Source organism: Kitasatospora xanthocidica (assembly GCF_014656195.1).
Taxonomy (GTDB): domain Bacteria; phylum Actinomycetota; class Actinomycetes; order Streptomycetales; family Streptomycetaceae; genus Kitasatospora; species Kitasatospora xanthocidica.
This window is the reverse complement of sequence record NZ_BNBY01000026.1, coordinates 58,008-82,921: the sequence shown is the minus strand read 5'-3', so window position 1 is coordinate 82,921 and position 24,914 is coordinate 58,008. Positions and strand designations below refer to the sequence as shown.

The window sequence follows — 24,914 nt, the reverse complement described above, 5'->3', positions numbered from 1 at the left end:
CAGGATGGTCACTGCGCCGGCAGGTCCTCCAGGTCGCTGATCACGAGGGTGCCCAGGTCCACCGAGTGCCAGACGTCCTGCGACTGTCCGCCGCCCCAGCGCTCCGTGAGGACGATCGTGGTGTGGCCGGCGCCGCTGCCCTCGTAGCGGGTGGACCAGTCACGCGGCACGTTCTGGGCGCGGAACACCGGGTCGGCGTCGTTCGCCTGGGCCCAGGCGTCGAGCCGCTTGTTCAGGTCCGGTGTCAGGTAGTGGGCGCGGACCTCGGCGGGCGACCGGTCCTTCGTGTCGAGGACGGCCCGGCGGTACTCCCGGAAGAAGGTGTTCACCTGGGCCTCGGGCGTGGTCGCGGCCGCACGGGCGGGAACGGCGGGCACCACGACGGCGGGCACCACGACGGCGGCGCTGAGGAGCGCGGCGGCGAGGGCGGTGGGCAACTTCGGCACGGATCCTCCATCAGGACGGGAACGCCTTCCCCGGAGGAACGATCGGCCGCGCCTTCCGCTACTACGGGGCGGCGGCGGGCCCTACTTGCGGTACCTCTCCAGGTCGTCGACGGTCAGGCCGTGGGTGCTGTGCATGGCGATCGAGCTGTAGGAGGAGCGGGCGGCCTGCAGTCGGGCCCTCAGCTCCTGCTCGGCCCGCAACCCCTCGACGGTCTCGGTCCGGCTGCCGGACCGCCGGTGCAGGTGGACCGCGAGGCCGGTCACCAAGACGGCGAGGCCCGCGAGCAGAACGATCACAGTGGCCATGTCCGCCCCCTCGGGTAGCTGTCGAATCAATCGGTATGTACCCGCATGATTCGAGGGTCGAACCTCCGGGATCTCACTCCGTAGGCTTTCGACCACAGTCCGCATCGTGCTCGCGCAGCCCGAGCCTGGGGCCTCGGGCTGCGAACCGGCTGTCGTACGCGCGGAGGGCCCGACCGCGCCGCCGAACTGCCGCACGGCGGTCAGCGGCCCGGAACCGCTGCCCGCGCGCTCACCGGGCGCCTCCGCGCGCCCTCAGAACGTGAGGGTCTGGCCCGGGGCGGACGCCTGCCTCCCGGTGTAGGCGACGCCGTGCACCTTGAGGCCGGCCGGGTCGAGGAGGGTGATCACGCCGCCGTCCTCGCCCAGTCGGAAGCCGTTCGCGACCGGGAGGGTGGCGGAGGCGCCCGGCTGGAGCTCGGTGTCGGGCAGCGGGAGCAGGTTCTGCTGGTCGGTGAGGTGCCAGCCCTGGAGGTTGATCGGCGCGGCCGAGGTGTTGACCACGGTCACCGTCCCGGTCGCCGGGGCGAGCGGGTTGACCAGCGCGGCCGAGATCCGTACCGGCTCCTGGTGCGGGGTGGTGGGCCGGGTGGGGGCGAGGGCGTGGCCGGTGGTGTCGTCGGTGTGCCAGGCCTGGGACTGGAAGGCCAGGAAGATCGCGACCCAGCGGTTCTCCGGGGCCACGTGCAGCAGCAGGCCGCCGTCCTGCCAGACCCCGTCGTCGCCGGCGTGCCCCGCGTCGTTGCCCTGGTTCATGTGGATGTCGTGGACGCCGTTTCCGGGGTGGAAGCCGAACACCTTGTCACTGGCGTCGGTGGGCCAGCGCTGGCCGAAGACGTACAGGCCGATGCTCTGGTCGGCGATGGCCCGCTGGACGTAGTGGTCGAGGAGGTCCTCCAGGTCGTTGTCGAGGCCTGGAACGTCGGGCGGGAGGACACGCATGGTGGCCGGGTCGAAGAGGTTCCCGCGGATGAAGTCGAGGCTGACCGTGCCGGGCCGGGACGGCTCCGGGTGCCAGCCGCTGCCGGTCGGCGGGAGCAGCTGCGTCAGCGGATGGTGGAAGTCGTCGATGGCGGCGTACAGCAGGTTCGGCGGCGTGCCCTGGGACCTGACGTTCACGGCGATCCGGTAGTCGACGCCGCCGTCGTCGCGCACGTGGATCTGGTAGTGCGGCGTCGAGTTCCCTGCCTCGCGCTTGCTCTCGACGACTCTGGCGGCGAGCACACCGTAGTTGATCAGGGGCATCTGTCATCCTCTCGGCTGAACACGCGGGCGGCGGCCCGGGCTGCCTCCCGTTATCGCCGATCGGCCGCCGGGAGGGACGGAGAACCACGCGGGGTTCACCCGCCTGCCGCCCGACCGCACGCCGAACGCGCCCGGGCCGCGCCGCCGCCCCCGGACACCGGCCCGAAAGCGGAGCGCGGATGGGCCGGAGGCGAGCCCCGGCAGGTCCGGCAGGTCCGGCACGGTCGGCGGAGCCGATCCGGGGAGGGGAACCGCGTGATCCGCTCGTACCGGTGCCCGGGGTTGATCACGGGCGAAGCCGGAGCCGGAGAGCCGGAGCTGGAGCCGGATCGCGGCAACGGCGGGACGGGCCGTACGTCATGTCTCGCCGTCAAATGACTGATGTGTGCCCGGGTGCGGGTCGGCGAGAGTCGGGGTGCCGGGTGTTCCCCGGTGGCGGGCGCGAGGGTGCGCCCGTGTTTGTCGACATGCGGGATCGAGGAGTACCAGGATGGCATCCAGTCTGCGTTTCGCCGGAAAGTGGAAGACGGCCGTGGTCGCCGGGGCGGCGGCCCTCGCCGTCAGCGGCGCCGTCGCCGCGCCGGCCGGCGCGGCGCCCCAGCCGAGCTCGGCGGCCGACCGCCTGAGCAGCGGGAACCAGGACCTGTACGGCGACGTGCAGTCGGGCGAGCCGGTGCACCCCCGGGACCACCCGGGCGGGCGCCCGCTGATCAAGCACTACTGGGTCGCCAAGCTCGGGTACGCCGCCGTGTCCGCCCTGAACCAGAGGACCAACTACGCCTGGCAGCGCAACTACAAGGACTGGACGGTTGCCATCGTCGGCAACAACATCCAGGGCAAGGAGGTCACCGTCTACACCAAGATCACCAACCTGATCTACGGCGAGGGCGGCGTCATCGGCGCCCAGACGGCGCCGACGTCACAGGTGACGGTGGCCCACAACACCATCGTCGCCCAGGGGAACGTCAACATCATCACCGAGATCGTGAACGCCCACGTCATCAGCCCCAAGTGGGAGGACGTCTACAACGCCGACTGCCGCGCCCAGGAGGACCTCCGCAACGCGGTGAAGGCGCAGCTCGCCTGCACGATGGGCTGATCCCCAGCCGGGCTGAGCGAGGGCCGGGCGATGCCCGCCCGAGGCCGGAACGGCCGGTCGGTCACGGTACCGGCCGGCCGTTCCTTCGCGTGCGCACCCAGGCGGTGGCGATCCGGCGCGGCGGGCGGACGGGGCCATCCGGGTCCTGACGGTTCGTTCCCCGGCCGAGGAGCTCAGCCAGGGTCTGCACTCCGCCACCGTCTGCGCCGACTCCCGCTTCCCGTGGGGCACCACCGACACCCCGGTCGCGGGCCGGGCGGCGGCACTGGAGCGCACCCGGCAGCGGCTGACCACCGAGCAGACCTGGCCGTACGACGCCGCCACCGCGACCGGGCTCGGCAGCCTGCTGGTCTGCCTGGACTGGCCGCGCGAACCGGTGCCACCGGCCCCGCCGGCGCACCGCAAGCTGCCCAAGGTGCCGGTGCTGCTGCTCGGCGGCGACCGGGACCTGGCCACGCCGTACGAAGTGCTGTACGAGCAGGCCGAGTTGGCGCACGACCCGAAGATCGTGATCGTGCCCGGGGCGGCGCACTCGGTGCAGAACCGGGCGGCGAACCCGGCCGGGCGGCAGGCGGTGTACGACTTCCTGCTGAAGTAGCGGGAGCCGGTGGCGGCCCGACGGCCTCAGGAGCGGGTGGTCACCGGATCACGAAGGCCGGAAGAGGCCGTTCCTCCACGTCGCGGGGCAGGGCGAGGCCGAACCGGGACTCGAGCATCCCCAGGGTGGCGCGCTCCTCGTCCCCGAGGCCCTCCTCGTCCGAGCGGGCGGACTCGCCGTCCGGGAGGAGCACACCGGCCCGCACCAGATCGGCCAGCAGGAAGTCCGGCTGCTGGCCCCACCGCCAGACCTCCTCGCCGAGACCGAAGGAACATATCTCCACCCCGTCCCTGGCGTAGGCGAACTGCTTCGGCGGATGGTCGGGCTGAGGATCCAGCCGGACGACCTCCACCCCGCCCCGCGAGATGTCCGCCAACCGCTCCGCCCCGGTGGGAATCCCGTACTCCAGGGCGAAGGACCACTCCCCGTACGCACCGACGCGCACCAGATCCTCGTCGTCCGTCCCGTCGTCCATGACGACGCGCCAGGCCTCCGCACCCGTGATCGGCGACCCGACGGACCCCGGCACACCGCCCATCCGCAGGGCGAGCTCCTCCGGCGCGAGGCCACGGCCGAAGAAGACGCTGTGGCACCAGTCGTCGTGGTCCAACAGCCACTGAATACCGTCACCCATGGCACAGACCCCTTCCCCCACCCGCAGGTGATGATCACTACGCATCCGCGGCCACTCTAGGCACCAGCACCGACAAGCCGTCTCCCGCTCCGGCACGGAAAGCGAGCGCCCGGCTCCGGGCTTGGACGGGTGCGCTTACTCGAAACTGATCAACCACCACGCGACCAGGTGGAGCAGGAACACGCCCCCGGCCAGGCCGACGAGACCCAGCACGCCCCCCAGGCAGCCCTTCGCCAAGCCCTTGTCGAACACTCCGCCCCTCCGTCCTGACTCCCGTCCCATCACCGTAGGCGCGGGGCCCGGAGCAGCGCCTGAGTACCCGTACTCAAGCGCAGGCCACGGGCCCGCACCATCCCGGGTGAGGCGGAACCCCCGGCCCCCGCAGCCGACGCGCGCTGACGGCGTGGGCGCGGTGGATCAGGCGGGCGGGACCGGTTCGGCGGGGGGGAGGGCCCGGGCGCGCAGGCAGGCGTGGGCGTGGGCCAGGGACGTGGCGGCGTGGCGCAGGTGGTGGTTGACGACGGGGATCGGGGTGCCGCGCAGGCGGTCGGCGGCGTGGAGGGCGGTGGCGGCCTGGTCCAGCAGGTCGCCGGCGCGGTGTATCGCCTGGCCCCGGTCGCTGGCGCGGTACTCCCCGGCCAGGGCCTGGGCGGCGTGGGCGAGTTCGCCGACACCGGGGTCCTCCACCGGGTCGGCGCCGAAGAACTCCAGCGCGTATGCCAGTTCCGCCAGCCGGACGCTGCGGCGCGTCTCCCACCACGTACTCACGTCGCGATCATCCACCACAACGGGACCCGGCGGGTACGGAACGAACCAACTCACCCGTTCCGGGCGAGAAATCGGCCCTTGTGAAGGGCCCCGCCGGGGTGCGGTGCGGTGTGGAACTGGCGGGCGAGGTAGTCGGTCCAGGTCCGGTGGAAGGTGGCGGCCAGCCGTGAGCCGGGGGCGATGAGGTCGAAGGCGTGGTAGGCGCCGGGGTAGAGGTGGAGTTCGACCGGGACGCCCTGGGCGCGCAGGCGGGTGGCGTAGTCGAGGTCCTCGTCCCGGAAGCAGTCGAGGTCGCCGACGGTGATGAAGGTGGGCGGCAGGGAGCCGAGGTCGGCGGCGCGGGCGGGGGCCGCGTACGGGCAGACGTCGTCGGTGCCGGCGCGCTCGCCCAGGATCGCCTGCCAGGCCAGGAGGTTGGTCGAGCGGTCCCAGATGCCGATGTCGGTGATCTCGTGGCTCGACGCGGTCCGGTTGCGGTCGTCGAGCATGGGATACGTCAGTGACTGGAACAGGGGCTGCGCGCCGCCGCGGTCGCGGACCAGGAGGGCGGTGGCCGCCGCGATGCCTCCGCCGCCGCTCTGGCCGGCGATGCCGATGCGGGTGCCGTCCAGGCCCAGGGCGTCCGCCTCGCGGCCGAGCCACCGGTAGGCGGTGAAGCCGTCCTCGGCGGCGCCGGGGGCGGGTGTCTCCGGGGCGAGCCGGTAGTCGACCGCGGCGACGGCGCAGCCGAGGGTCGCGCTCAGCCGGGTGAGCCAGGGGTCGTCCTGGGCGGCGAAGCCGAGGACCTGCCCGCCGCCGTGGAACCAGAGCAGCACCGGCAGCGGCCCGGGCGCGGCCGTGGGCCGCAGCAGGCGGACCGGTACGTCGGGGCCGTCCGTCCGGCTCACGAGGTGTTCCTCGATGGCGACCGACGGGTCGGCAGGCTGGCTGTCGGCGGCGGATTCGGCCTGGGCGCGGAAGGCCGCGCGCGTCGCGGCGAGGTCGGTCAGGTCGAACGCGCCGTTGGGGGTCATGGGGACCGCGTCGAGGGCCAGGCTCAGTTCCTGGTCCATGGGTCGGCGGGAATCGGGCATGGGTGTGCCTGCTCTCAGGGGAGACGGTTCGGACGGTCCGACGGGTCGAACCGGTTCGGACGGTCCGACGGGTCGAACCGGTTCGGACGGTTCAGGGGCGGAAGGCGTCGATGACGACGACGCCGGTGGGCCCGTACGTCTCCAGGGACTCCAGGACCTCGCTCGCCTCGTGGAGGCCGACGGTGCGCGAGACGATGCGGCCGGGGCTGAGGCGGCCGGCGGCGATCATGTTCAGCATCGTGCCGAAGCGCTGGCCCTGCATGCCGAAGGCGCTCAGGAACTCCAGCTCCTTGACCATCATGACGTCGACCGGCAGCGGGACGTCCCCCTGCTCGGCGGCGGTGGTGTGCCCGAGTTGGAGGTGGCGGCCGCGGGTGCGCAGGGAGAGTACGGAGTTGCGGCAGGCGGCGGCGATGCCCACGGCGTCGACCGACACGTGCGCGCCGCCGCCGGTGAGGTCCTTCACGGCCTCGGCGGGGTCGGTCGCGGCCGCGTCGACGGTGTGGACGGCGCCGAGCGCGCGGGCGGCGTCCAGTTTGTCCTGGGTGATGTCGATCGCGATGACGTTGGCGCCGGTCGCCGCGGCGATCTCCACCGTCGACAGGCCCATGCCGCCGCCGGCGCCGTACACCGCGACCCATTCGCCGCCGCGGACCCGCGCCTGGTCGACGATCCCGTGGAAGGCCGTCATGTAGCGGCAGGCCAGCGCGGCGACGTCCACGAAGCCGACGCCCTCCGGCACTTCGACCAGGTTGACGTCGGCGAAGCGGACCATGACGTACTCGGCGAAGGCGCCCCAGTAGGAGACCCCGGGCACGAGCGCGTCCACGTGCTCGCAGACGTGCTGGTTGCCGCTGCGGCACATCTCGCACGAGCCCTCGCCGGGGTTCATCGGGAAGATGACGCGGTCGCCCTCCTTCCACCCCCGCACCTCGCGGCCGACCTCCACGACGGTGCCGGCGAACTCGTGGCCGAGGACGAACGGGGCCTCGACCCGCGGTCCGCCCGTCCAGAACTGCCCGGCCCACAGGGCCCAGTCGGTCCGGCAGATGCCGTTCGCCCCGACGCGCACGATCGCGCCGTCCGGCGGGCAGGCGGGTTCGGGCACGTCGCGGAGGACGAGCGGCTTGTGGAGTTCCTCGATGACTGCGGCGCGCATGGCGCGGCCTCCTCGTGCTGCGGAGAGACGTTGCGGGAAGCGGGGACTGCCCGCTCAAAGTCCACCGGTTCAAGCGGTGGACCTGGAAGCTAGCCGTTTGCCCGGAATCATGTCAACCGCATAAAGTGGTGGACATGGAAGACGGCGCAGCAGAAGACACGAACGGCAAGGACGGCGGCCGCGAGGGGCGTCAGCGCGCCAAGGCCGACTTCCGCTTCGACGACGCCCGGCTGTGCTTCGCCTTCGCCGGCACCCTGGCCGACCGCGGCACCGGCACGCCCTTCGAACGGCTGGCCCGGCCCGAGGACTTGAGCCGCTGGGCCGTGCAGAGCGCCTGCACGACGGCCGCGCCGCCCTGCGCCGAAGCCGACCTGGACCACGCCAGGCACCTGCGCGAGGCGATCCAGCGCACCGGCCGCGCCCTGGCGGACGCCGTCCCGCCCTCCCCCGCGGACATCGCACTCGTCAACCGCGCCGCCGCCGAGCCGCCCTCGATGCCCGAACTCGCCCCCGACGCGGCCACCGTGCGCTGGCACGGCGACTCGATCGCGGCGGTGCTCTCGATGGTCGCCCGGGACCTGATCGCCCTCTGCGCGTCGGAGCACCGCAGCCGCGTCCGCCTCTGCGGGAACCCCGACTGCGGCGTCCCCTTCGTCGACACCTCCCGCGCGGGCGCCCGCCGCTGGTGCTCGATGAAGACCTGCGGCGCCCTCGTCAAGAAGCGCGCCTACCGGGCGAGGCTGCAAGCCCCCGGCGACGGCGCCTGACCGGGCGCCCCGACCGCTCCACCCCTGTCCACCTGCCCGCTTGTCTGTCTCCCTGCCGGACCGGTCGCGGCGCCCTCAGGCCGGGTAACTTCCGCCCACCCCACGACCGTTGGAACACAGACACGACGGCATTTCAAGGGACGCGGCCCGGGTCGAGCAAAAGGAAAGCCGGCCGTCCCCGCGGTGAAGATCTGTCAGAAAGCACAAGTGCCTGGTCAGGGTGGGCGATGACAGGCTCTTGCGCACAGTGGCCGTCGGGGGGCGGTCACCGGCTCACCAGGGGCGACGTGGCCACAGCCGACATCGAGGTGGACCCGGCCCTCCCGCGCGCGGCACGGCTCCCGGCGCGCGGGACGTCCCGTACCCGGCGGAGACCGGTGGACGGAGGGCCGGGTCCCCCGACCAACCGAGCACACCCATCCGCATCAGGAGGACCACTGTGCGAGTCCTGTTCACCGCCCCCGGGGCGGTCGGCCACATCTTTCCCGTGATACCCACCGCCCTGGCCCTGCGGGCGGCCGGGCACGACGTCCTGTTCGCCGGCCAGGAGCCGGTCGCGGTCCTGCGCAACACCGGACTGCCCGTCGTCGAGGTCGGCGACGGCGGCACCCTCAGGGAGGCCTTCGCCCGGGCCCTGCCGGAGGACGTCCGTTTCGCCGACGCGGAGCGGACGGAGGAGGAGACCAACGAACTGGGCGCCCTCGGTTTCGCCGAGTTCGGCCGGTCGACCGTCGACGGGCTGCTGAAGGTCGCGCGGGACTGGCGGCCGGACGTCGTCGTGCACGAGTCCTTCCAGGGCGCCGCGCCGCTGGTGGCCGCCAAGCTCGGCATACCCGCCGTGGCGCACAACTTCGGGGTGACCTCGGGCGGGGTGGCCGCCCGCCTGCGCCGGCTGCTCGCCGCCGACTACCGCGCGCACGGGGTCGAGGCGACCGCGCCGGCCGCCGTCGTGGACGTCGTGCCGGCTTCGCTCGGCGGGGATGGCGGGGGCTGGCGGGTGCGGTACGTGCCGTACAACGGCGGCGGGACGATCCCCGCCGACCTGGTCGGGCGCGGCCCCAAGCCGCGGATCGCGGTGACGCTGGGCACGGTGTTCACCGAGTGGGAGGGCATCGCGCCCGTCTCCCGGCTGATCGAGCAGGCCGGGGCGCTCGACGCCGAGGTCCTGCTCGCCGTCGGCGACGAGGACCTCACGCCGCTCGGTACGCTGCCCGGCAACGTCCGGCCGCTGCCGTGGGTGCCGCTGAGCCAGCTGCTCCAGGCCAGCGACGGCGTCGTCCACCACGGCGGCTCGGGGAGCATGCTGACCGCGGCGGCGCTGGGCGTCCCCCAGCTGATCCTCCCCCAGGGCGCCGACAACTTCGCCAACGCCACCGCCGGCCGGGCCAACGGCTTCGCACTGACCTCCAGCCTGGACGCCGTCGACACCGCCCTGCTCGACCGGCTGGTCACGGACGACGGCCTGCGGAAGTCGGCCACGGCCGTGAAGGCCGAGATCGACGCCCTCCCGTCCCCCGCCGACCTGGTGGCGGACTTCGAATCGCTGGCCTCTCCCGGCGTGGGCACGGACCGGGTGACGCTCCGGTAGCCGGTACGAGGACGGGTGGACGCGGCCGGACCGTGCGGACGGCGCGTCAGGCGGGCCCGGCGGCATCACGCGGGCCCGGCGGCGTCACACGGCCCCGGCGGCGTCACGCGGACCCGGTGCGTCACGCGGGCCGGGCCGCCTCCAGCAGGCGCGGCGGGAGGTAGGGCGAGCGGACGTGGACGGTCCAGCCGCGGGTGCGGCGGGCGTGGCAGGCGAGGGCGAGGATGCCGAGGTTGAGCGGGGCCTCGGTGTCGGTGGCGCGGTCGGCGACGGAGTGGTGGTCGCGGTGGGCTTCCAGGGCGTCCAGCAGGGCGAGGTTGAAGCTGGTCTCGTCGCCCTCGACGAGCTGCGAGAAGAGGACGACCGGGGGCGGGAGGAAGATCCGGTCCCCGATGCGTTCCACCTCCTTCAGGGCCCGCTCGGTGGCCGGGCGCGGGTCGGCGCCGCGGAGGTGGTCGTGCAGGGCGGTGCGGTACGGGGCGGCGAACGGCGAGCGGTCCTCGGCGGCGATCGTGGGGCCGGCCAGGAGGAGCGGTTCGAGGTCCTCGGAGCTGCCGGTGATCAGCGCGTAGGAGAGGGCCGTCTCCCAGAAGGCCGGGCCGAAGTCCGTGTCCCGGCTGGCGGGGAAGCGCAGCGTCCGGCCGTCGATCGTCGCCTCGGCCTCGGTGCCCGGCTCGGCGAGGGCGGCCCGGTACACGGCGGCCCCCAGCCGGGAGCCGAGCCGCAGGTTGGCGAGCTGGGCGTCGGTGGCGTCGGAGGACTCCGAGGCGCGCGCCGCGAGGAGGTAGGTCTGGTAGCGCAGGGCGCAGGTGAGCTCCCAGGCGTCCAGCGGCTCGCCCTCCTTCGGTGTGAGGGCCTCCAGGGTGCGCCGCTCGAACCGGGCCTCGCTGTCCGGGCTGAGCGGCCGGGCCGGGCTCGTCCGGTCGAGGTCGACGGGCCCGGCGGCGAGCCGGGCCACGGCGTCGGGGCGCGGGTCGCGGCCGAGGCCGCGGACGCGCGGGCCGGGGGCCTCGAAGCCGGTGACCAGGGCGTGCGGGAGGTAGTCGGTGTCGACCGCCGGGGACCAGCCGTGGGTGCGGTACGCGAGGGCGGCGAGCGCGATCGGGACCAGCGGCAGGAGGCTGGCCGGTCCGGTGCCGTGCGGGCCGTCCTGGAGGAGCGCGAGCAGCGCGGCGTCGAAGGCCTCGCGGTCCCCGTCGGTGAGGGCGCGCAGCGCGCGCAGGCCGGGCTGCGGTTCGGCGGCGGAGGCCGTGGGGAATTCCTCCTCCTCGAAGAAGTGGGCCCCGAAGCCGTCGGCGAGTTCGAGGGTGGAGGTGACCGGCCCGTCGGGCATCAGCTGCCGGGCCCAGCAGAAGGCCTCACCGTGGGCGGGGACCTTGTCGGAGAGGATCGCGAGGCAGAAGGCGTCGAGCCAGTCCCCGGCGGTGACCCGGTTGCGGGGGTCGCGCTCCTGCCCGTACTCGGGGTCGTAGCTCATCCCGAAGTTCGGGTAGTCGAGGAAGACGTGGAAGCTGTCGTGCGGGTGGTAGGCGGCGAAGGAGACGGCGCCGGCGGCGGCCTCGGCGGCGTCCTTGAGGACGGCCTTGGCCTCGGCGCAGTCCAGGTCGGGCCGGGTGGTGGAGAGGGCCCCGAGGTAGTCGAGGAAGGAGTCGGTGATCAGCTGCCACTCGGTGGTGGTCATCAGACCGGCGCGGGAGTAGGAGTGGACCTGCCTCCCGATCCGGTTCACGAAGTCCTCGCGGGCCTTCGCCACCCGCGCCCCGTCCACCTGGTGACGTTCGATCCGCACAGTCCTGCCCCCTTGGTCATCGGCCTGGCCCCAGCCTAGGCAGTGGGTCGGACATCGGGGCCCGCGGGGTGGTCGGGGCAGGCGGGGGGCGGCCAGGACGGACGGGGCGTACGGGGCGTACGGGGCGTACGGGGCGTACGGGCTACTGCAGACCGGTGAGCAGCTCCTTCATCACGTCACTGGTCGTGGCGGCCACGGCGTCGTCCCGGAAACCCGTGTCGTGCGGGACGTACGCCCTGACGACCCGGTTGGCGGTGACCGTGGCCAGGCGGTAGTCCCGTTCGGACAGGGCGGTGTCGTCCTTCGTCGACTGGAAGGCCTTCTCGCCGAGCGCGACGGGCGGCCTGGACGCCGTCCCGGTGTCGCTCTTCTCCCAGTCCGCGTAGAACTGCCGGGCCTGCTCGGGAGTCCCGAAGGTCAGGGTCTCGAAGCCGACGTAGGTACTGGCCCTGGCACCGCCGGCGAACCAGAGGGTGCAGGACTGCGAGGAGAACGCGTTCGCGGTACCGGCACCGTAGGACTTGGTGCTCCCCTCGGGCGCGCGCGTCCCCTTGCCGAAGAGCTGCTCCAGCTTTCCGGTGTCGATGTTCCGGCACTCGGCGGGCACCGGCCGGCCGGGGGTCGCCGCGGTGCTCGGGGCGGTCGCCGCCGCGATCGGGGCAGTCGGCGTGACCGCGGGGACGGACGGGCTGTTCCCCGGGACGGCCCGCCCCGAAGCGGCCTTCCCCGCGCCGGGGTGCAGCAGCGCGGCCGCCGTGACCGCCGCCGCGGCCAGCACGACCGCGGCGGCGGCGACCAGCGCGTTGCCGCGCTTGCCCCGCGTCGGGGCGGGCGCGGGCTCCGGCACCAGCACCGTCGTCTTCGGATCCGGCACCGGCTCCGGCACCGGCTCCGCTGTCGCTTCCGTCCTCGTCAGCACCGTCCTCGTCGGCACCGGCTCCGGCTCAGGCACCGGCGGGGCCTGTGCCGGGTCCTCCGTCCGCTCCGGTGCCGCGTCCAGGTTGAGCAGTTCCACCGTCCTGCGGCTGATCTGCGCCATCAGCGGCGCGGCGAGCCAGCCGGCCGCGACCAGCTCGGCGGCCCCGCCGGGGGCGAGCCTGGCCGCGACCTCCCGCGGGCCGGGCCGGGCGGCCGGGTCCTTGGCCAGGCAGGCCTGCGCCACCGCTCGCGGCTCGCCCCGCAGGCCGCTCAGCTCCGGCTCGCCGTGCGCCACCTTGTAGAGCAGGGCGGCCGCGCTGTCCGCGCCGAACGGCGACCGTCCGGTGGCCGCGAACGCCAGCACCGCGCCGAGCTGGAACACGTCCGAGGCAGGACCGAGCGGCCGGTCCTGGACCTGCTCCGGCGACATGTACCCCGGCGATCCCACCACGACCCCGGTGCTGGTGAGCGAGGACGTGGCGAGGCTGTCCATCGCCCGCGCGATCCCGAAGTCGATCAGCACCGGGCCGTCCGGCGACAGCATCACGTTCGACGGTTTGAGGTCACGGTGGATCAGCCCCAGCCCGTGGATGGCCTCCAGCGCCTCCGCGAGCCCGGCCGCCAGCGCCCGCACCCCGTGCTCGGACAGCGGTCCGAACTGTGCCACCGCCTCGGCCAGCGAGGGCCCGGCGACGTAGCCGGTGGCCACCCAGGGCTCGGGCGATTCGGTGTCCGAATCGAGCACCGGCGCCGTCCACTCGCTCCCGACCCGCCGCGCCGCCGCCACCTCGCGCCGGAACCGGGCCCGGAACTCGGCGTCCGCCGCCAGCTCCGGCCGCACGACCTTCACCGCGACGGTCCGGCCCCCGGCCGTCCGCCCCAGGTAGACGCAGCCCATCCCGCCCGCGCCCAGCCGCCCCAGCAGCCGGTACGACCCGATGACCGACGGATCCTCGGCCAGCAACGGCTGCATCGCCGCACCACTCCCCCACTCGCCCTCCCGGGCACGGCGCCCCGAAGCCGCCCAGAGCCTAGCGGTATCCCCCGGGAGCTCCTACGGCCCGCCCGGCCTCGCCCCCGGCCGGGACGACGATCACCGGACAGCGACCGGAGCCGGCCCGGGCGGAAAGGCTCACGCTAAACCTGAGGGTGAGGGTCCGTTCGGTCGGGGGCGGTCCGCGCGTGGGCACGGAGGAGGTCGTCGGCGATGGTGGTCAGTGCGTCGGGCGCGAGTGCGGCGAGGAGGTCGGCCGTCCGGTGCCAGCTGCCCAGCCGTAGTGCCCGGACGGCCAGCGGGCGGGCCCGGTCCGGGTCGGCGTGGCGGGCCACGGCCGCGAGCGCCTCGGCCTGCCGGTCCGGGTCGGCGATGGACCGGGCGATCGATGCGGCGCGGTCGACAAGCCCCGCGCGGGCCACCACCTGAGCCGTGCCCAGCAGCGCGTGGGCCCGGGCCCGTGGCCCCGGGTGGACCGCGGCGCCTGACAGGGCCTCGGCTTCGCGGGCGAGTGCGGTGGCGTCGTCGACGCGCCCCTGCCGTGCCAGCGCCTCGGCGAGTCCGGCCAGCGCCCATGCCAGCCACCAGGAGCCTGCGAACGGAGACGACGCAGCGGAGGTGGCGGGCCTGGCGGAACGTCACTCCCGCGCGGTCCAGATGCTCAGGGCGCGGTCGCGGACATCGGGCCGCGGATGCCGGCGCAGGGCGAGCAGGGCCGCCCGCCACGGTGCCGACCACTGCCGGCCGGGGCCGTACAGGGCCACCAGCCTGGCCGCGAACAGCCCGGCGGCCAGGCCGCCGTCCTCCGTCAACCGGCGGACGGCCGCCAGTGTGTGCTCCCCCGGCGGCGTGCGGTCGTCGTCCGGGCGCAGCGCCTCGGCGGCCTTGCCGGCGAGGATCGGGCGGTCCGTCAGCACGGCCGCCAGCTGGACGAGGTCCTCGCCGAGGGTCGCGGAGTGCAGGTCGACGGCGTGGCACAACCGGGGGACGGCCTGCGGGACCAGGGACGGCTCGGTCATCAGCAGGGCGGCCAGGGCGCGGTCCCTCGCCCGGCTCTCGGCCGTCACTTCCGTGAGGTAGAAGTGCGTGCCGCTGAACTCCGCGATCCGCTGCCGGGCCGCCTCGTCCCGGCCCTCGTCCCGGCCCTCGTCGTCCGCCGGCCCGCCGGTGCGGACGGCCTCGATCAGGCGGCTCAGGGTCTGTTCCAGCAGGCTCCCCGGGGCGAGGCCGCCGAACGGGTGCGGCGCGTCCGACCAGGCGATCGCGCTCACCGCCCGGGCGGCCGGGCGCCACCGCTCCCGCTCGGCCAGGTCCGTGACCACGGGGACCAGCGCGGCCACCGCCTGCGGGGCGTACCGTCCCCACACCGCGAGCTTGCCCGCGCCCATGGCCGCGACCAGGGTGTCCTCGGCGAGGGCCAGCCGGCCGACCAGTTCCGCGTAGCGGCGGCGGTCGTCCACCGGCAGTCCGTCCGGGCGGAGCTCCCCGGCGAGCACCGTCCGCAGCTCGGAGGTGCCCTCGGCGACCTCCGTCAGCACGTCCCAGAGCGGGAGGTCGGCGGGCCGGGCACTCGCCTGCTCCACCACCACCCGCCGTACGTCCTGGTGCTGCTCGGGGGCCCGGTAGGCCGTCTCCAGCAGCGCGGTCGCCTCGGGCAGCGGCAGGTGGGCGGCGGCGATCCGGACGGCCTGCTTGCGGCTGGTCACCTTGGTCGTGGGGTCGGTCACGATCCGGGCCAGGGCCGGGCCGAGCTCGTCGGCCGGGGTGAACCGGGCGGCGCGGGCGGCCGCGTACACCGCGACCCGGGCGCGCTCGTCGGCGGCGTGGCCGAGCAGTACGGGCAGCGCCTCGGCGGGCCGGGCCGTCCACGGCAGGGCGGCGAGGGCGGCCTCGGAGAGCACCGTGTCGGTGTGGCCGGCGTAGCGCAGCAGCAGGTCCCGGCCGTGGCCGGGCAGGTGCGCGGCGGCCCGGAGGGCGGTGGTCCGCTGCGCGGGCGTCGCCGTGGTGTCGTCCGCCGTGCGGGCCAGCGCCGCGGCGGCGGCCCGCACCTGGCGGTCCGTCCAGCGGTCGGCGGCGGTGAGGTCGAGCGGCGCCGGGGCGGGGCCGCCGCCCGGTGTGCTGATCCCCGGAGCAAGCAGTGCGGTGAGCAGCGGGGTGAGCAGGTCGGTGCGGTCCCGGGTCAGGACCGCCCGCACGGCCGGGAGCGGGACGGCGGCGGGCTCGGCCTCGATCAGGCGGGCGACCCGCTGCCCGCGGGTGGCGGGGTCGGCGAGCAGGTGGGTCACCGCCCGTCCGTACTCCTGGCCGTCGGCCGGCACCCGCTCCAACAGGCTTGTGATCAGCGGGAGTCGACGTGCGGCGGGGTGCAGTCCGTCGACGAACGCGAGCAGCAGTGCGGCCGACCGTTCCAGTGCCGGCCGCAGCTCGGCCGCCACCGCCGCCTGCCGCTCCCGCGGGAAGACCGGAGCGGGCGGGGCGGTCAGGGCGGTCGGCGCGGCCCGGGCGAGTTTCTCGATCGTGCGGACGGCCCAGTCGACCAGGTCCCGGGCGGTGCCGCCGGCGTGCTCGGCCAGTACGGAGCAGGCCAGCAGGGCGAGTTGGGTCCGGGTGTACGGCGAGCAGTCGCGCGCGGTCAGCGCGTCCTCGGCGAGGCGCGCCAGGGGTCCGGCCGCGTCGGCCTCGAAGAGCTTCGGCGGTACGGCGGCGACCGCCGCCAGGGCCTCGGCCCGCACCATGTCCTGTTCGTTCCGCAGGCCTTGGAGCAGGACCAGGGCTTCGGTGACCGCGCTCGGCTCGCCGGACAGTCCGGCCCGCTCCACCACCTGGCCCCAGGCGTAGCCCCGGTCCCAGGACTCCGCCGTCCTGGTCGCCGCCAGCAGCCGGGGCAGCGCCTCGGCGGCCGGGAGCTGGACGAGCAGGTTCAGCGCCTCCGGGTCCTCGGCCAGCCGGGCCCGGGCCCGGGCGATCCGCTCCGGCGCGGGCAGGGTGGCCAGCACCTCGCCGGAGTACCCGCGGGGGTAGGTCTTCGACACGGCCACCACGGCGTCGTGCAGCGCCACCCGGGCGGCCGGCGGCAGTCCGCGCGACAGCGCCGCGTGGTCGGCGGGGCTGCGGTGGGCCAGTTCGGTGAGGAGCGGCAGCGGGGCCGCCGCCAGCCGGCGGGCGAGCGCGGGCCGCGGCGCCGGATCGTGCCGGTCCCGGCCGGCAGCCACCAGCAGCCGGGCGGTCCGCTCCGGGTCGTGGGCGGCCAGGGCCGCGAGCCGGTCGCGCAGCGGCGCGGGGAAGGTCGGCCGGTACTGGGTGGCGGGGTGGCGCTCCAGCAGATCCAGCGCCCTCCCGGGCAGCCGGCCGGCGGCGGCGCCCAGCCCGACGGCGTTCCGCCGCCAGAACCCCGCCCGCTCCACGCGGGGCAGTTCGCCGAGCCGGCGCTCCGCCTCGTCCAGCACCGCTGCCGGGTGACGTTCCCCGAGCGAGCGGGTGAAGGTGACGGCATGGGCCAGGCCGGGCAGTTCACGTGCCACGAACGCGGGTGAGCAGACCGGCAGCAGCAGCCCCGCCTCGGCGCACCCCCACCGCTGCCGGGCGACGGGCACCAGGCGCTCGGCCACCGCCGTCCGGCCGGCCTTCAGGACGGCGCGGATCAGCTCGTCCCGGACGGCGGTCGGGGCGGTGCGGACGGCCCGCTCCACCACCTCGTCCGGTACCGGGAGTTCACGCACCGCCCGGTGGGCGTAGCGGCGCACCACCGGATCGGGGTCGGTCAACCTTCGTGACAGATAAGGGAGTTGCTTCCCGGTCAGGGCCGCGAGCGCGGCGGTCCGCTGCTCGTACGGGCCGCCGGCGGCCAAGTCGTCGATCAGGGGGGAGAGTCGGCCCTTTTCCGCGAGGCGGTGGGCGGTGCGGGCGACCTCGCGCAGGCGCAGGGCATGGGGCAGGGACTCGACATCGGCCAGCAGCCGGTCGGCAGTGAACTGAAGCATCGCCGGCGATTCTGCCCGCCGGGGCAGCGGCCCCGCACCCGGTTTTCTCCGGCCGCCTCCCCCGCGTCGAGGAGCAGGCCGTTCGTTCGAGGAGCGGCTGTTCAGGGGTTGCGGCCGTCGCCGTCGTCCGACGGCTCACGGCGCCGCGAGCGGTGCCGCCGCAGGTACCAGACCAGCAGGGCGACGGCGACGAGCACGGCGATCGCGATGGCGGCGACCCGGCCGACCGTGCCCTCCACCCTGGTGTAGGCGGCCCCGGCGAAGTAGCCGAGCAGGGTGAAGCCGACGCCCCAGGCGAGCCCGCCGAGGGCGTTGTAGAACAGGAACCGGCGGTACGGCATCCGGGACATCCCGGCCAGCGAGGGCACCAGCGGGCGGAAGAAGGCGATGAAGCGGCCGACGAAGACGGCGGCCGGCCCGCGCCGGCGGATCAGGTCCTGCGCCGTGTCGACCTGCTTGGCGTGGCGCCGCAGCGGGCGGGTGCGCAGGATCGCCGGGCCGAGGTGCCGGCCGATCTCGTAGCCGGCGGAGTCGCCGAGGACGGCCGCGCAGACCACGACCAGGACCATCCAGCCGAGGGAGACCCTGCCCTGGTGGGCGAGGAAGCCGCCGAGGACGGCGGCGGTCTCGCCGGGGATGAAGAAGCTGAAGAACAGGGCGTCCTCGGTGAAGACCATGCCGCCGATGACCGCGTACACGACCGGGCCGGACAGGCCGCGCAGCCAGTCGGTGATCGAGTGCATCGGCCACACCCCGTCGGCGATCGTGCCCCTTTTCGCCCCAATGTAGTGCTTCTTCCCGTGCCGGCCCTGTCGGGCGGGGACCCGACCGTCGCACCCGTCTCCGCGGCCTGGTACCCGGCGGTGTCGTCCGACAGGATGCTCCGGTGGCGAACATGACCCGGATCTGGACGACGACCCGCACCAACTTCCGCTCGGCCGACCCGGCCGAGCGGTGGACCGCCCGCGCGGCCTGGGCCGTACTGACGGCGACGGCCTGGCTGGCGGTGATGTTCACGACCGTCTTCGGGGCCGAGGTCGCCGGGGTTCCCATGGGTACCGTGACGTGGCTGGCGATCGCCCTCTCGCTGGCGGTCCCCCTCGTCTCGTGGATCGCCGTCACCTCCGAACCCGGCGGGCGCCCCGGTGCCCCGGCGCTGACGGTCGTCCTCCTGCTCGCGGCCGTCCTGCTGGTCATCGCCCTCACCTGAGCCGAGGCGGGCGGCCCCCGGTCGCGGAAAACCGGGTGTCGGCGTGGCGATGAGTTTTCCGGCGCCGGGAGGTCTACATCTCGACCGGAACGACCAGAACGACCGGCGTGCCCGGAACGCCGGGACGACCGATTCATCGGGAGTACAGACATGGGACTCATCCAGATCGAGATGTTCGCGACCCTCGACCTCGTCGGGCAGGCACCCGGCGGGCCCGACGAGGACCCGGTGGGGTTCCCGTACGGCGGCTGGCAGGCGCCCCTGCTGAACGAGACCACCGGGGCGCAGATCCTCGCCGCGTACGAGGGCACGGACGCCCTCCTGCTCGGCCGGCGGACGTACGACATCTTCGCCTCCTACTGGCCGCACCAGAAGGAGGGCGAGATCGCCGAGCTCTTCAACCGCGTCCCGAAATACGTGGCCTCCCGCGGCACGCCCGAGCTCCCGTGGGCCGGGTCCACCCAGCTCGGCCCGGACCTGGCCGAGGCGGTGCGCGGGATCCGCGACCGGCACGAGAACGTGAAGGTCGTCGGGAGCCTGGACCTGGTGCAGAGCCTCTTGCGGGAGAAGCTCTTCGACCGCCTCGACCTCTGGGTGCACCCGATCGTGCTCGGCGTCGGGAAGAAGGTGTTCGAGGGCGGCGCGGTGCCCACGAACCTCACGCTCCTCGAACCGCCGGCAGCCGGTTCGCAGGGCACCGTGTACCTGCGCTACGCCCTCGCCGACGGCACACCGAGGACGGGCGACATGAGCGCGCCCGACCGCGGTCTCGGGCCCGACGACGGCCGGTGATCCCGATGACCACGGTCGACGTCGACGGGACCGCCCTGGGCATCGAGTCGTTCGGCGACGACGACGCGCCGCTGGTCCTGCTCGCGGGCGGGACGACGATGCTCTCCTGGCCCGACGCGCTCTGCGAACGCCTCGCCGCCGGCGGGCGCCGCGTGGTGCGCTACGACCTGCGCGACAGCGGGGAGTCGACGACGGCGGATCCGCAGGCGCCCGCCTACACCCTGCGCGGCCTCGCCGCCGACGCGGCGGCCCTGGCCGGCGCGCTCGGCCGCGGGCCCGCGCACCTCGCGGGGATCGGCGTCGGCGGGATGGTCGCCCAGGTGGCCGCGCTCGACCATCCGGGCGCGTTCTCCGCGCTCACCCTGGTCGGCACCCGCGCGATCGCCCCCGGCCCGCCCGACGACGACCTCCCCGACCACGACCCGGCGACGATGGGCCGGCTGTTCGCGCGTCCGCTGCCCGACTGGGCCGACCGCGCGGCGGTCGCGGAGTTCGCCGCAGCCGGCGCGGAGATCCTCGGCGACGACCCCGCCGCCGCGCGCGCCGTCGCCGGGCGCGTCTGGGACCGCACCCCCGGCACCGCGCCCCCGGTCCAGCTGGCCAACCAGCTGGGCCTGGTGTTCTCCCGGCTCGACTGCGCGCCCCGCTGGCGCGAGCGCCTGCCCGGGATCGGCGTCCCCGCCCTCGTCGTCCACGGCCGCCGCGACCGCTTCTTCCCCGTCGGCAACGGCGAGGCCATGGCCCGCGAGATCCCCGGGGCCCGGCTGCTCGTCCTCGAGGAGGGCGCCACCGCGATCCCCGCCACGGCGGTCGGCGAGGTCGCCGAGGCGATGCTCACCCTCGGGTAGCGGGCGCCGGGCGGCACCGGTCGTCCCGCCGTGGTCCAGCCCTGGGGCGGGACCACGGCGGACCGGCGGCGTCCGTCAGTACGAGGCGCTGGTGGCGCAGCGGCCGGTGTCCCCGTTGCACACGACGACGTGCGAGGTGATCCCGGCGTCCAGCAGGGTGTCGGTCCAGGCCGTGTCGTGGAGGATGTTGGTCCAGTTGCTCGAGCTGTTGCCGTTCGACTGCTGGAGGACCACGCTGCAGGAGTCACCCATGGTGGAGGTCGCGTAGCCCCGCACGTGGTCGTGCCCGCTGTAGAACGAGACCACCATGCCGCCGGCACAGCCGGGGACGTTGGCCGGGTAGGTGGTGTCGGCCACCGCCATCCCGGTGCTGAGGCCCAGGCCGGCGGTGGTGACGGCGATGACAGCGGCGAGGCGGACGGCGGTGTGCTTCCTGATCACGGGGGTCTCCTGGTGTCAGACGGATGATCGTGAGGACCGGGGGTGCCGTGAGCGGGCCCCGGAGCGGCGCTCGGACGCTCCGGCCCGCCCGGTGTCCATCGTCACGGCAGGACGCACCGGCCGACCACGACGTTGACCCGACGTTGACCCGACACTTCCGACACGGGCGGCAGAGGCAGGCCGACGGTCGGTGGCCCATCCGGGCAGGCTCCGCCCTGAGCGGTACCAGCTGACCCCCCGCGCCACCGACCTCCTGGCCGGGCAGGCCCTACCCTGATCCGCGACAAGGGGAGGCCGGGGACGTGGAACTGACGGCGCGGGACAAGCGCTGGATGGGCGTGGTGGGCTTGATCGGGGTCGGGGTGGCGACGTGCTACGCGGTGTGGGGCGGTGAATCCGACTATCCGCTCCCGTACAAGCGGCGGGACGCTTCGGTCCTGCGCCGCATCGCGCTCGCCGACCCGTCCACGCGGAACACCGCCGTGGCGGCGGACGACCGCACGATCACGATGGAGGTCTCCTGGAGCGGCTGCGACTACAAGCCCGACCTGGTCGTTCGCGAGAGCGACGAGCAGGTCGCACTGCTCCTCGAACGCCGCGACGCCTCGGGCCCGGACATCGGGTGCGAGGACGGCGGCGTCGCCGGGCTCAAGGCCGTCCTGCGCCGGCCGCTCGGTACCCGGGCCCTGACCGACGCCCTCACCGGCGAACCCGTCCCCCACGCCCACGCCTGACAACAGCCCGCGGGGACCGTCCGGGGTTTCCTCCGGGCCCGGCCGAGGAATTCGTTCCTCGGCCGGGCGCCCATCGTCAGGCGGGAGACTGGGCCCCCGGCGTAGCGTCGGCGGGCGCCGGCGTGGCGGCCGGAGGGGACGCCTGGGCCCGGGCCCGGGCTTCCTGGGCGGCTCTGGCGGCGAGCGGGTTGATGTCGGCCCGGCGTGCCTGCTGCATGGCGGTCAGCCGGTTGACCACCTGGATCGCCGCCACCGCCGCCACCAGGCGCAGCGCCGATCCGGCGGCCTCGACCCGGATGGTGTCGCGCAGGCTCTCCAGGTTGTCGATGACCGTCAGGTCGACGTGGCGCACCATGGTGCTCGCGATCCGGCCGACGACGATCGAGCCGATCCAGGTGGACCACCACAGGGCGAGCACCTTCTCCGACGGCGTGCGTCGCCGTCCCTCGGCGTCCAGCGGCGCGCTCGCCCGCCAGCAGTCCACCATCAGCTGCCAGGGGAACCAGAGCAGGACGACGGGGGTGAACCAGGCCCCGATGGTCCAGCCGCGTCCGTGGCGGTGCCCGTTCGGCGTCAGCAGGTCGGCGTTCTCGCGGATCCGGTAGAACCAGACGATGAACACCACGGCGGTGGCGAGCGCCAGCGGGAGGAATATCCCGTTCACCGTGTCCGCCACGGCTTTCACGGCGTCGAAGTCGTCGAGGCCGACGTCGTCCGACCCGTCCAGCACCCGGCCCAGGAGCACGTCCGACCAGACGTCGACCGCGACCACCACGGCCGCCAGGACGGCGTTCAACCCCAGCAGGACGTAGACCGCCGCGGCAAGGCCGTTCGCCGGGCGCAGCGCCGCCGCCCATCCGGGAGCCGCTTCCGCGCAGCCGAAGCAGCGGCCGCTGTCCGTCCCCACCGGGCGTGCCCCGCACGCCACACACACCATCAGACCGTCAACTCCTGGAATCGCCACGCGTGCTCGACCACGCACGCCGGTACGCCACCACCCCGACCGGGACGGGCGCGCCGACTCTAGGGGATCCGCGACCTCGGCTGCCAGCGAGAATTCCCAGCTCAGCGGCGGTATCGCCAGATAACCGACAGATCGCTCCGACAAGCCGGTCGACGGCTACCCGGGCGGTGAGCAGGTCGCGGGCGCCCATGACCGGCGGGCCGGTGGCCGGTGACCGGTGTGACTTCAACGGGTAGTTTGCGAGTGCGCGTTCTGCGACCTGGGGTTGCGACTTGTAGTTTGCGAGCCGTTGCAGGCGTTACTTTGCGAAGTGGCGTCCAGCCATAGTGACAGTCGGTGACGGATCAAGCTGTTGGCAGGTTGCACATACGGGGCAAGTAGTGGCGGGGCAGCCAATAGGGTCGAGATTGATCATGCCGCAGGCCGACCGCCAGCTGCGGACAATGCTGCACGGGCAGCGTGGCCGTACGCCGAGGGGTCGGTAGCGCTGTCCGACCACGCGAGAGTGGGCTACGGGCTCAGTCAGCTCTGGTGCGATGTGTTTCAGTGGCGGATGCCGGGCGGACCAGGCGGGCGTCGTAGGCGGCGATGACGAGTTGGGCCCGGTCGCGGGCGCCGAGTTTCATGAGCAGGCGTCCGACGTGGGTCTTGGCGGTGGACAGGCTGACGTGCAGGTGGGTGGCGATCTCGGTGTTCGACAGGCCGAGACCGACCAGGGTCAGAACCTCCCGCTCCCGATCGGTTATCTCCACCAGCGCGGGGGAGGGCCGGCTGGAGGCTTCGGGGAGGCGGGTGAATTCCTCGATGAGGCGGCGGGTGACGCCCGGGGCGAGCAGAGCGTCGCCCGCCGCGATGACACGGATTGCGGCCAGCAGGTCGGCCGGCCGGGTGTCCTTGAGCAGGAAGCCGCTCGCGCCTGCGTGGAGGGCTGCGAAGACGTACTCGTCGATGTCGAAGGTCGTCAGGATCAGCACTCTGACACCCGAGGTCGCCGGGTCTGCAGTGATCCGCCGGGTCGCCTCGATGCCGTCCAGGCCCGGCATCCTGATGTCCATCAGGATGACGTCGGGCCTCTCTCGCCTGGCGAGGTCGACAGTCTCCTCGCCCGACTCGGCCTCGCCGACGGCGGTCAGGTCGGGTGCGGTGTCCACGAGGAGACGGAAGCTGCCACGGACCAGTGCCTGGTCGTCGGCGACCAGTACGCGGATCACAGCGAGACCCCGGTCGTGGTGGCCGGGAATCGGGCGGTGACCTGGAAGCCGCCTCCTGGCCTTGGCCCGGCCCTGAATGCGCCGCCGTACATGCCGACCCGCTCACGCATGCCGACAATGCCGTGGCTGGCCACCGGCCAGCCGATGCCCTTCCCGGCGTCCCATCCGTCACCGACGCCGTCGTCCGTGATCTCCACCGTCACCGCATCAGGGTGGTACATGACGGCCACCCGGCACCGCTCCACTGCCGCGTGCTTGATCACATTGGTGACCGCCTCCTGAACGACCCGGAAGGCGGCCAGCTCCAGGCCGGCAGACAGCTCCGGCCGCTCGCCGCAGACCTCCAGATCCACCCGAACGCCCGCCTCCGCAGTCCGCTCCACCAGGGCACCCAGATCCGCCAGCCCCGGTGCGGGGGCCGTCCCGGCACCGCCTTGGCTCGGCTGCCCGCTGTTCTCCTCGCCCCTGAGAATCCCGAGCATCGCCCGCATCTCCCGCAGTGCCCCGCGACTGGTCTCCTCGATAGACGACAGCGCGCGCCGCGCTTCGTCCGGACGCTCGGCGGCGACATGGTTCGCGACCCCCGCCTGCACCGCGATCACACTCATCGTGTGCGCCACCACATCGTGTAACTCCCTCGCTATCCGCAGGCGTTCCTCACCGGCCGCGCGACGGGCCTCGGCCAGCTGCTCCTGCGCCCGTTGCTCCGCCTGCGCGTGCAGGCTGTCGGTGTAGAGCCTCTGCTGCTGCACCGCGTAGCCGATCGTCCACGCCACCGTGACGAGCAGCGCGCTCTCGACGAGCAGCGCGGCGCTGTGTCGAGTGGGCGGACCGTACGGCAATTGCAGGAACCCGGTGAGCCCGGCGGTCGGCACCATCACCAGCAAGGTGGCGGCGAGCACCCGGAGCGCCTCACGTCGTCGTGACCGTTGAGGGATCACGTACATCGCGAAGGCGACCGCCACCAGCGGCACCGGCCCCCCACGCACGAACGTAGCGACGGTTCCGACGGTCACAACCCCCGCGAGCGCGGCAAGCGGCCAGCGCCGGCGGAAGGCTACCGCCAGCAGCGAGAGCACGGCGATGAGAAGGTCAGCGAGCTTCGGCCCGTCCGCGTGGGCCGTCCCCTGCCAGAGCAGGGTGGAACCGGCCATCACCAGCACCGCGGCAGCACAGTCGATCACAGCCCAGTGCGTCGTGCTCAGGCGCTTGAGCAGGGGCGGTTGAAGCGATTCCATGATCGCAATGTAGCTGCCGGGTCAGGGGCCCCGCGTCGGTCTGTGGGCTGATGCGGCGAGGTGTACCTGAGGCCAGTCGGCCACGTCGAGGTCTGTCCTCGGGCCCGACGCCGCC

Annotated in this window: 24 protein-coding genes; 8 read left to right on the top strand and 16 right to left on the bottom strand. The window is 74.0% G+C overall.

Translation table 11 applies throughout. The features are described from left to right. Positions 1 to 8 precede the first annotated feature (8 nt). The 3 genes from IE332_RS32210 to IE332_RS32200 all read right to left on the bottom strand — a co-directional run bounded on the left by IE332_RS32210 (position 9) and on the right by IE332_RS32200 (position 1,994). Positions 9 to 446 (bottom strand): hypothetical protein, encoded by a 438-nt coding sequence (locus IE332_RS32210; RefSeq protein ID WP_189923390.1) that lies wholly within the window; start codon positions 444 to 446, stop codon positions 9 to 11. Positions 447 to 527: 81 nt separating this feature from the next. Then, a complete protein-coding gene (locus IE332_RS32205) occupies positions 528 to 752 on the bottom strand; it encodes a hypothetical protein (RefSeq protein ID WP_189923388.1) in 225 nt (74 codons plus the stop codon). 252 nt (positions 753 to 1,004) lie between these two features. Further along, entirely contained in the window at positions 1,005 to 1,994 is a 990-nt protein-coding gene (locus IE332_RS32200; RefSeq protein WP_189923386.1) for a DUF2278 family protein, read from the bottom strand. A gap of 490 nt (positions 1,995 to 2,484) precedes the next feature. On the opposite strand from IE332_RS32200, the gene IE332_RS32195 reads away from it, so the two are divergent. Further along, complete coding sequence (locus tag IE332_RS32195) at positions 2,485 to 3,093, top strand: hypothetical protein (RefSeq protein ID WP_189923384.1); 609 nt, start codon at positions 2,485 to 2,487, stop codon at positions 3,091 to 3,093. A 136-nt stretch (positions 3,094 to 3,229) separates the two neighbouring features. Then, on the top strand, positions 3,230 to 3,691 hold the full coding sequence (locus IE332_RS42280; protein ID WP_308437637.1) for an alpha/beta hydrolase family protein: 462 nt from the start codon (positions 3,230 to 3,232) through the stop codon (positions 3,689 to 3,691). Between the two features lie 40 nt (positions 3,692 to 3,731). Here the strand turns inward: IE332_RS42280 and IE332_RS32185 are convergent, their stop codons facing one another. The 4 genes from IE332_RS32185 to IE332_RS32170 form a co-directional block, all read right to left on the bottom strand. Next, a complete protein-coding gene (locus IE332_RS32185) occupies positions 3,732 to 4,325 on the bottom strand; it encodes a DUF6461 domain-containing protein (protein WP_189923380.1) in 594 nt (197 codons plus the stop codon). Between the two features lie 417 nt (positions 4,326 to 4,742). Then, positions 4,743 to 5,093 carry a hypothetical protein gene (locus tag IE332_RS32180; protein ID WP_189923378.1) on the bottom strand — a complete coding sequence of 117 codons (351 nt, stop codon included), beginning with the start codon at positions 5,091 to 5,093 and terminating at the stop codon, positions 4,743 to 4,745. A gap of 50 nt (positions 5,094 to 5,143) precedes the next feature. Further along, positions 5,144 to 6,145, bottom strand: a complete 1,002-nt coding sequence (locus IE332_RS32175; RefSeq protein ID WP_189923376.1) for an alpha/beta hydrolase — start codon at positions 6,143 to 6,145, stop codon at positions 5,144 to 5,146. A 112-nt stretch (positions 6,146 to 6,257) separates the two neighbouring features. Then, on the bottom strand, positions 6,258 to 7,325 hold the full coding sequence (locus IE332_RS32170; RefSeq protein ID WP_189923374.1) for an alcohol dehydrogenase catalytic domain-containing protein: 1,068 nt from the start codon (positions 7,323 to 7,325) through the stop codon (positions 6,258 to 6,260). A gap of 134 nt (positions 7,326 to 7,459) precedes the next feature. Here IE332_RS32170 and IE332_RS32165 point away from each other — a divergent pair, with 134 nt between their 5' ends. After that, complete coding sequence (locus IE332_RS32165; protein WP_189923372.1) at positions 7,460 to 8,092, top strand: CGNR zinc finger domain-containing protein; 633 nt, start codon at positions 7,460 to 7,462, stop codon at positions 8,090 to 8,092. A gap of 439 nt (positions 8,093 to 8,531) precedes the next feature. Continuing rightward, entirely contained in the window at positions 8,532 to 9,680 is a 1,149-nt protein-coding gene (locus IE332_RS32160; protein ID WP_189923361.1) for a nucleotide disphospho-sugar-binding domain-containing protein, read from the top strand. Positions 9,681 to 9,801: 121 nt separating this feature from the next. Here IE332_RS32160 and IE332_RS32155 read toward each other — a convergent pair whose 3' ends face one another. The 5 genes from IE332_RS32155 to IE332_RS32135 form a co-directional block, all read right to left on the bottom strand. After that, the gene (locus IE332_RS32155) at positions 9,802 to 11,469 is read right to left on the bottom strand and encodes an immunity 49 family protein (RefSeq protein WP_229929085.1); all 1,668 of its coding nucleotides are present in this window, start codon (positions 11,467 to 11,469) and stop codon (positions 9,802 to 9,804) included. A gap of 142 nt (positions 11,470 to 11,611) precedes the next feature. Beyond that, entirely contained in the window at positions 11,612 to 13,360 is a 1,749-nt protein-coding gene (locus IE332_RS32150) for a serine/threonine-protein kinase (RefSeq protein WP_189923359.1), read from the bottom strand. Positions 13,361 to 13,524: 164 nt separating this feature from the next. After that, on the bottom strand, positions 13,525 to 13,803 hold the full coding sequence (locus tag IE332_RS32145; protein WP_189923357.1) for a hypothetical protein: 279 nt from the start codon (positions 13,801 to 13,803) through the stop codon (positions 13,525 to 13,527). Positions 13,804 to 14,019: 216 nt separating this feature from the next. Further along, complete coding sequence (locus IE332_RS32140) at positions 14,020 to 17,361, bottom strand: hypothetical protein (RefSeq protein ID WP_189923355.1); 3,342 nt, start codon at positions 17,359 to 17,361, stop codon at positions 14,020 to 14,022. A 101-nt stretch (positions 17,362 to 17,462) separates the two neighbouring features. Further along, positions 17,463 to 18,104 (bottom strand): DedA family protein, encoded by a 642-nt coding sequence (locus tag IE332_RS32135; RefSeq protein WP_189923353.1) that lies wholly within the window; start codon positions 18,102 to 18,104, stop codon positions 17,463 to 17,465. A 143-nt stretch (positions 18,105 to 18,247) separates the two neighbouring features. Here IE332_RS32135 and IE332_RS32130 point away from each other — a divergent pair, with 143 nt between their 5' ends. The 3 genes from IE332_RS32130 to IE332_RS32120 all read left to right on the top strand — a co-directional run bounded on the left by IE332_RS32130 (position 18,248) and on the right by IE332_RS32120 (position 20,211). Then, complete coding sequence (locus IE332_RS32130) at positions 18,248 to 18,571, top strand: hypothetical protein (RefSeq protein ID WP_189923351.1); 324 nt, start codon at positions 18,248 to 18,250, stop codon at positions 18,569 to 18,571. Positions 18,572 to 18,721: 150 nt separating this feature from the next. Beyond that, a complete protein-coding gene (locus tag IE332_RS32125) occupies positions 18,722 to 19,363 on the top strand; it encodes a dihydrofolate reductase family protein (protein WP_189923349.1) in 642 nt (213 codons plus the stop codon). Positions 19,364 to 19,368: 5 nt separating this feature from the next. Further along, the gene (locus IE332_RS32120; RefSeq protein WP_189923347.1) at positions 19,369 to 20,211 is read left to right on the top strand and encodes an alpha/beta fold hydrolase; all 843 of its coding nucleotides are present in this window, start codon (positions 19,369 to 19,371) and stop codon (positions 20,209 to 20,211) included. A 75-nt stretch (positions 20,212 to 20,286) separates the two neighbouring features. Here the strand turns inward: IE332_RS32120 and IE332_RS32115 are convergent, their stop codons facing one another. Continuing rightward, on the bottom strand, positions 20,287 to 20,652 hold the full coding sequence (locus IE332_RS32115; protein WP_189923345.1) for a hypothetical protein: 366 nt from the start codon (positions 20,650 to 20,652) through the stop codon (positions 20,287 to 20,289). Positions 20,653 to 20,954: 302 nt separating this feature from the next. Here IE332_RS32115 and IE332_RS32110 point away from each other — a divergent pair, with 302 nt between their 5' ends. After that, positions 20,955 to 21,386 carry a hypothetical protein gene (locus IE332_RS32110; RefSeq protein ID WP_189923343.1) on the top strand — a complete coding sequence of 144 codons (432 nt, stop codon included), beginning with the start codon at positions 20,955 to 20,957 and terminating at the stop codon, positions 21,384 to 21,386. A 76-nt stretch (positions 21,387 to 21,462) separates the two neighbouring features. On the opposite strand, the gene IE332_RS32105 is transcribed toward IE332_RS32110, so the two are convergent. The 3 genes from IE332_RS32105 to IE332_RS42060 all read right to left on the bottom strand — a co-directional run bounded on the left by IE332_RS32105 (position 21,463) and on the right by IE332_RS42060 (position 24,799). Then, positions 21,463 to 22,293, bottom strand: coding sequence for a DUF4328 domain-containing protein (locus IE332_RS32105; protein ID WP_189923341.1), 831 nt, complete (start codon positions 22,291 to 22,293; stop codon positions 21,463 to 21,465). Positions 22,294 to 22,868: 575 nt separating this feature from the next. Further along, positions 22,869 to 23,561, bottom strand: a complete 693-nt coding sequence (locus IE332_RS32100) for a response regulator (protein ID WP_189923339.1) — start codon at positions 23,559 to 23,561, stop codon at positions 22,869 to 22,871. Further along, on the bottom strand, positions 23,558 to 24,799 hold the full coding sequence (locus IE332_RS42060; RefSeq protein ID WP_189923337.1) for a sensor histidine kinase: 1,242 nt from the start codon (positions 24,797 to 24,799) through the stop codon (positions 23,558 to 23,560). The genes IE332_RS32100 and IE332_RS42060 overlap by 4 nt, the downstream gene beginning before the upstream one ends. Positions 24,800 to 24,914: the final 115 nt, after the last annotated feature.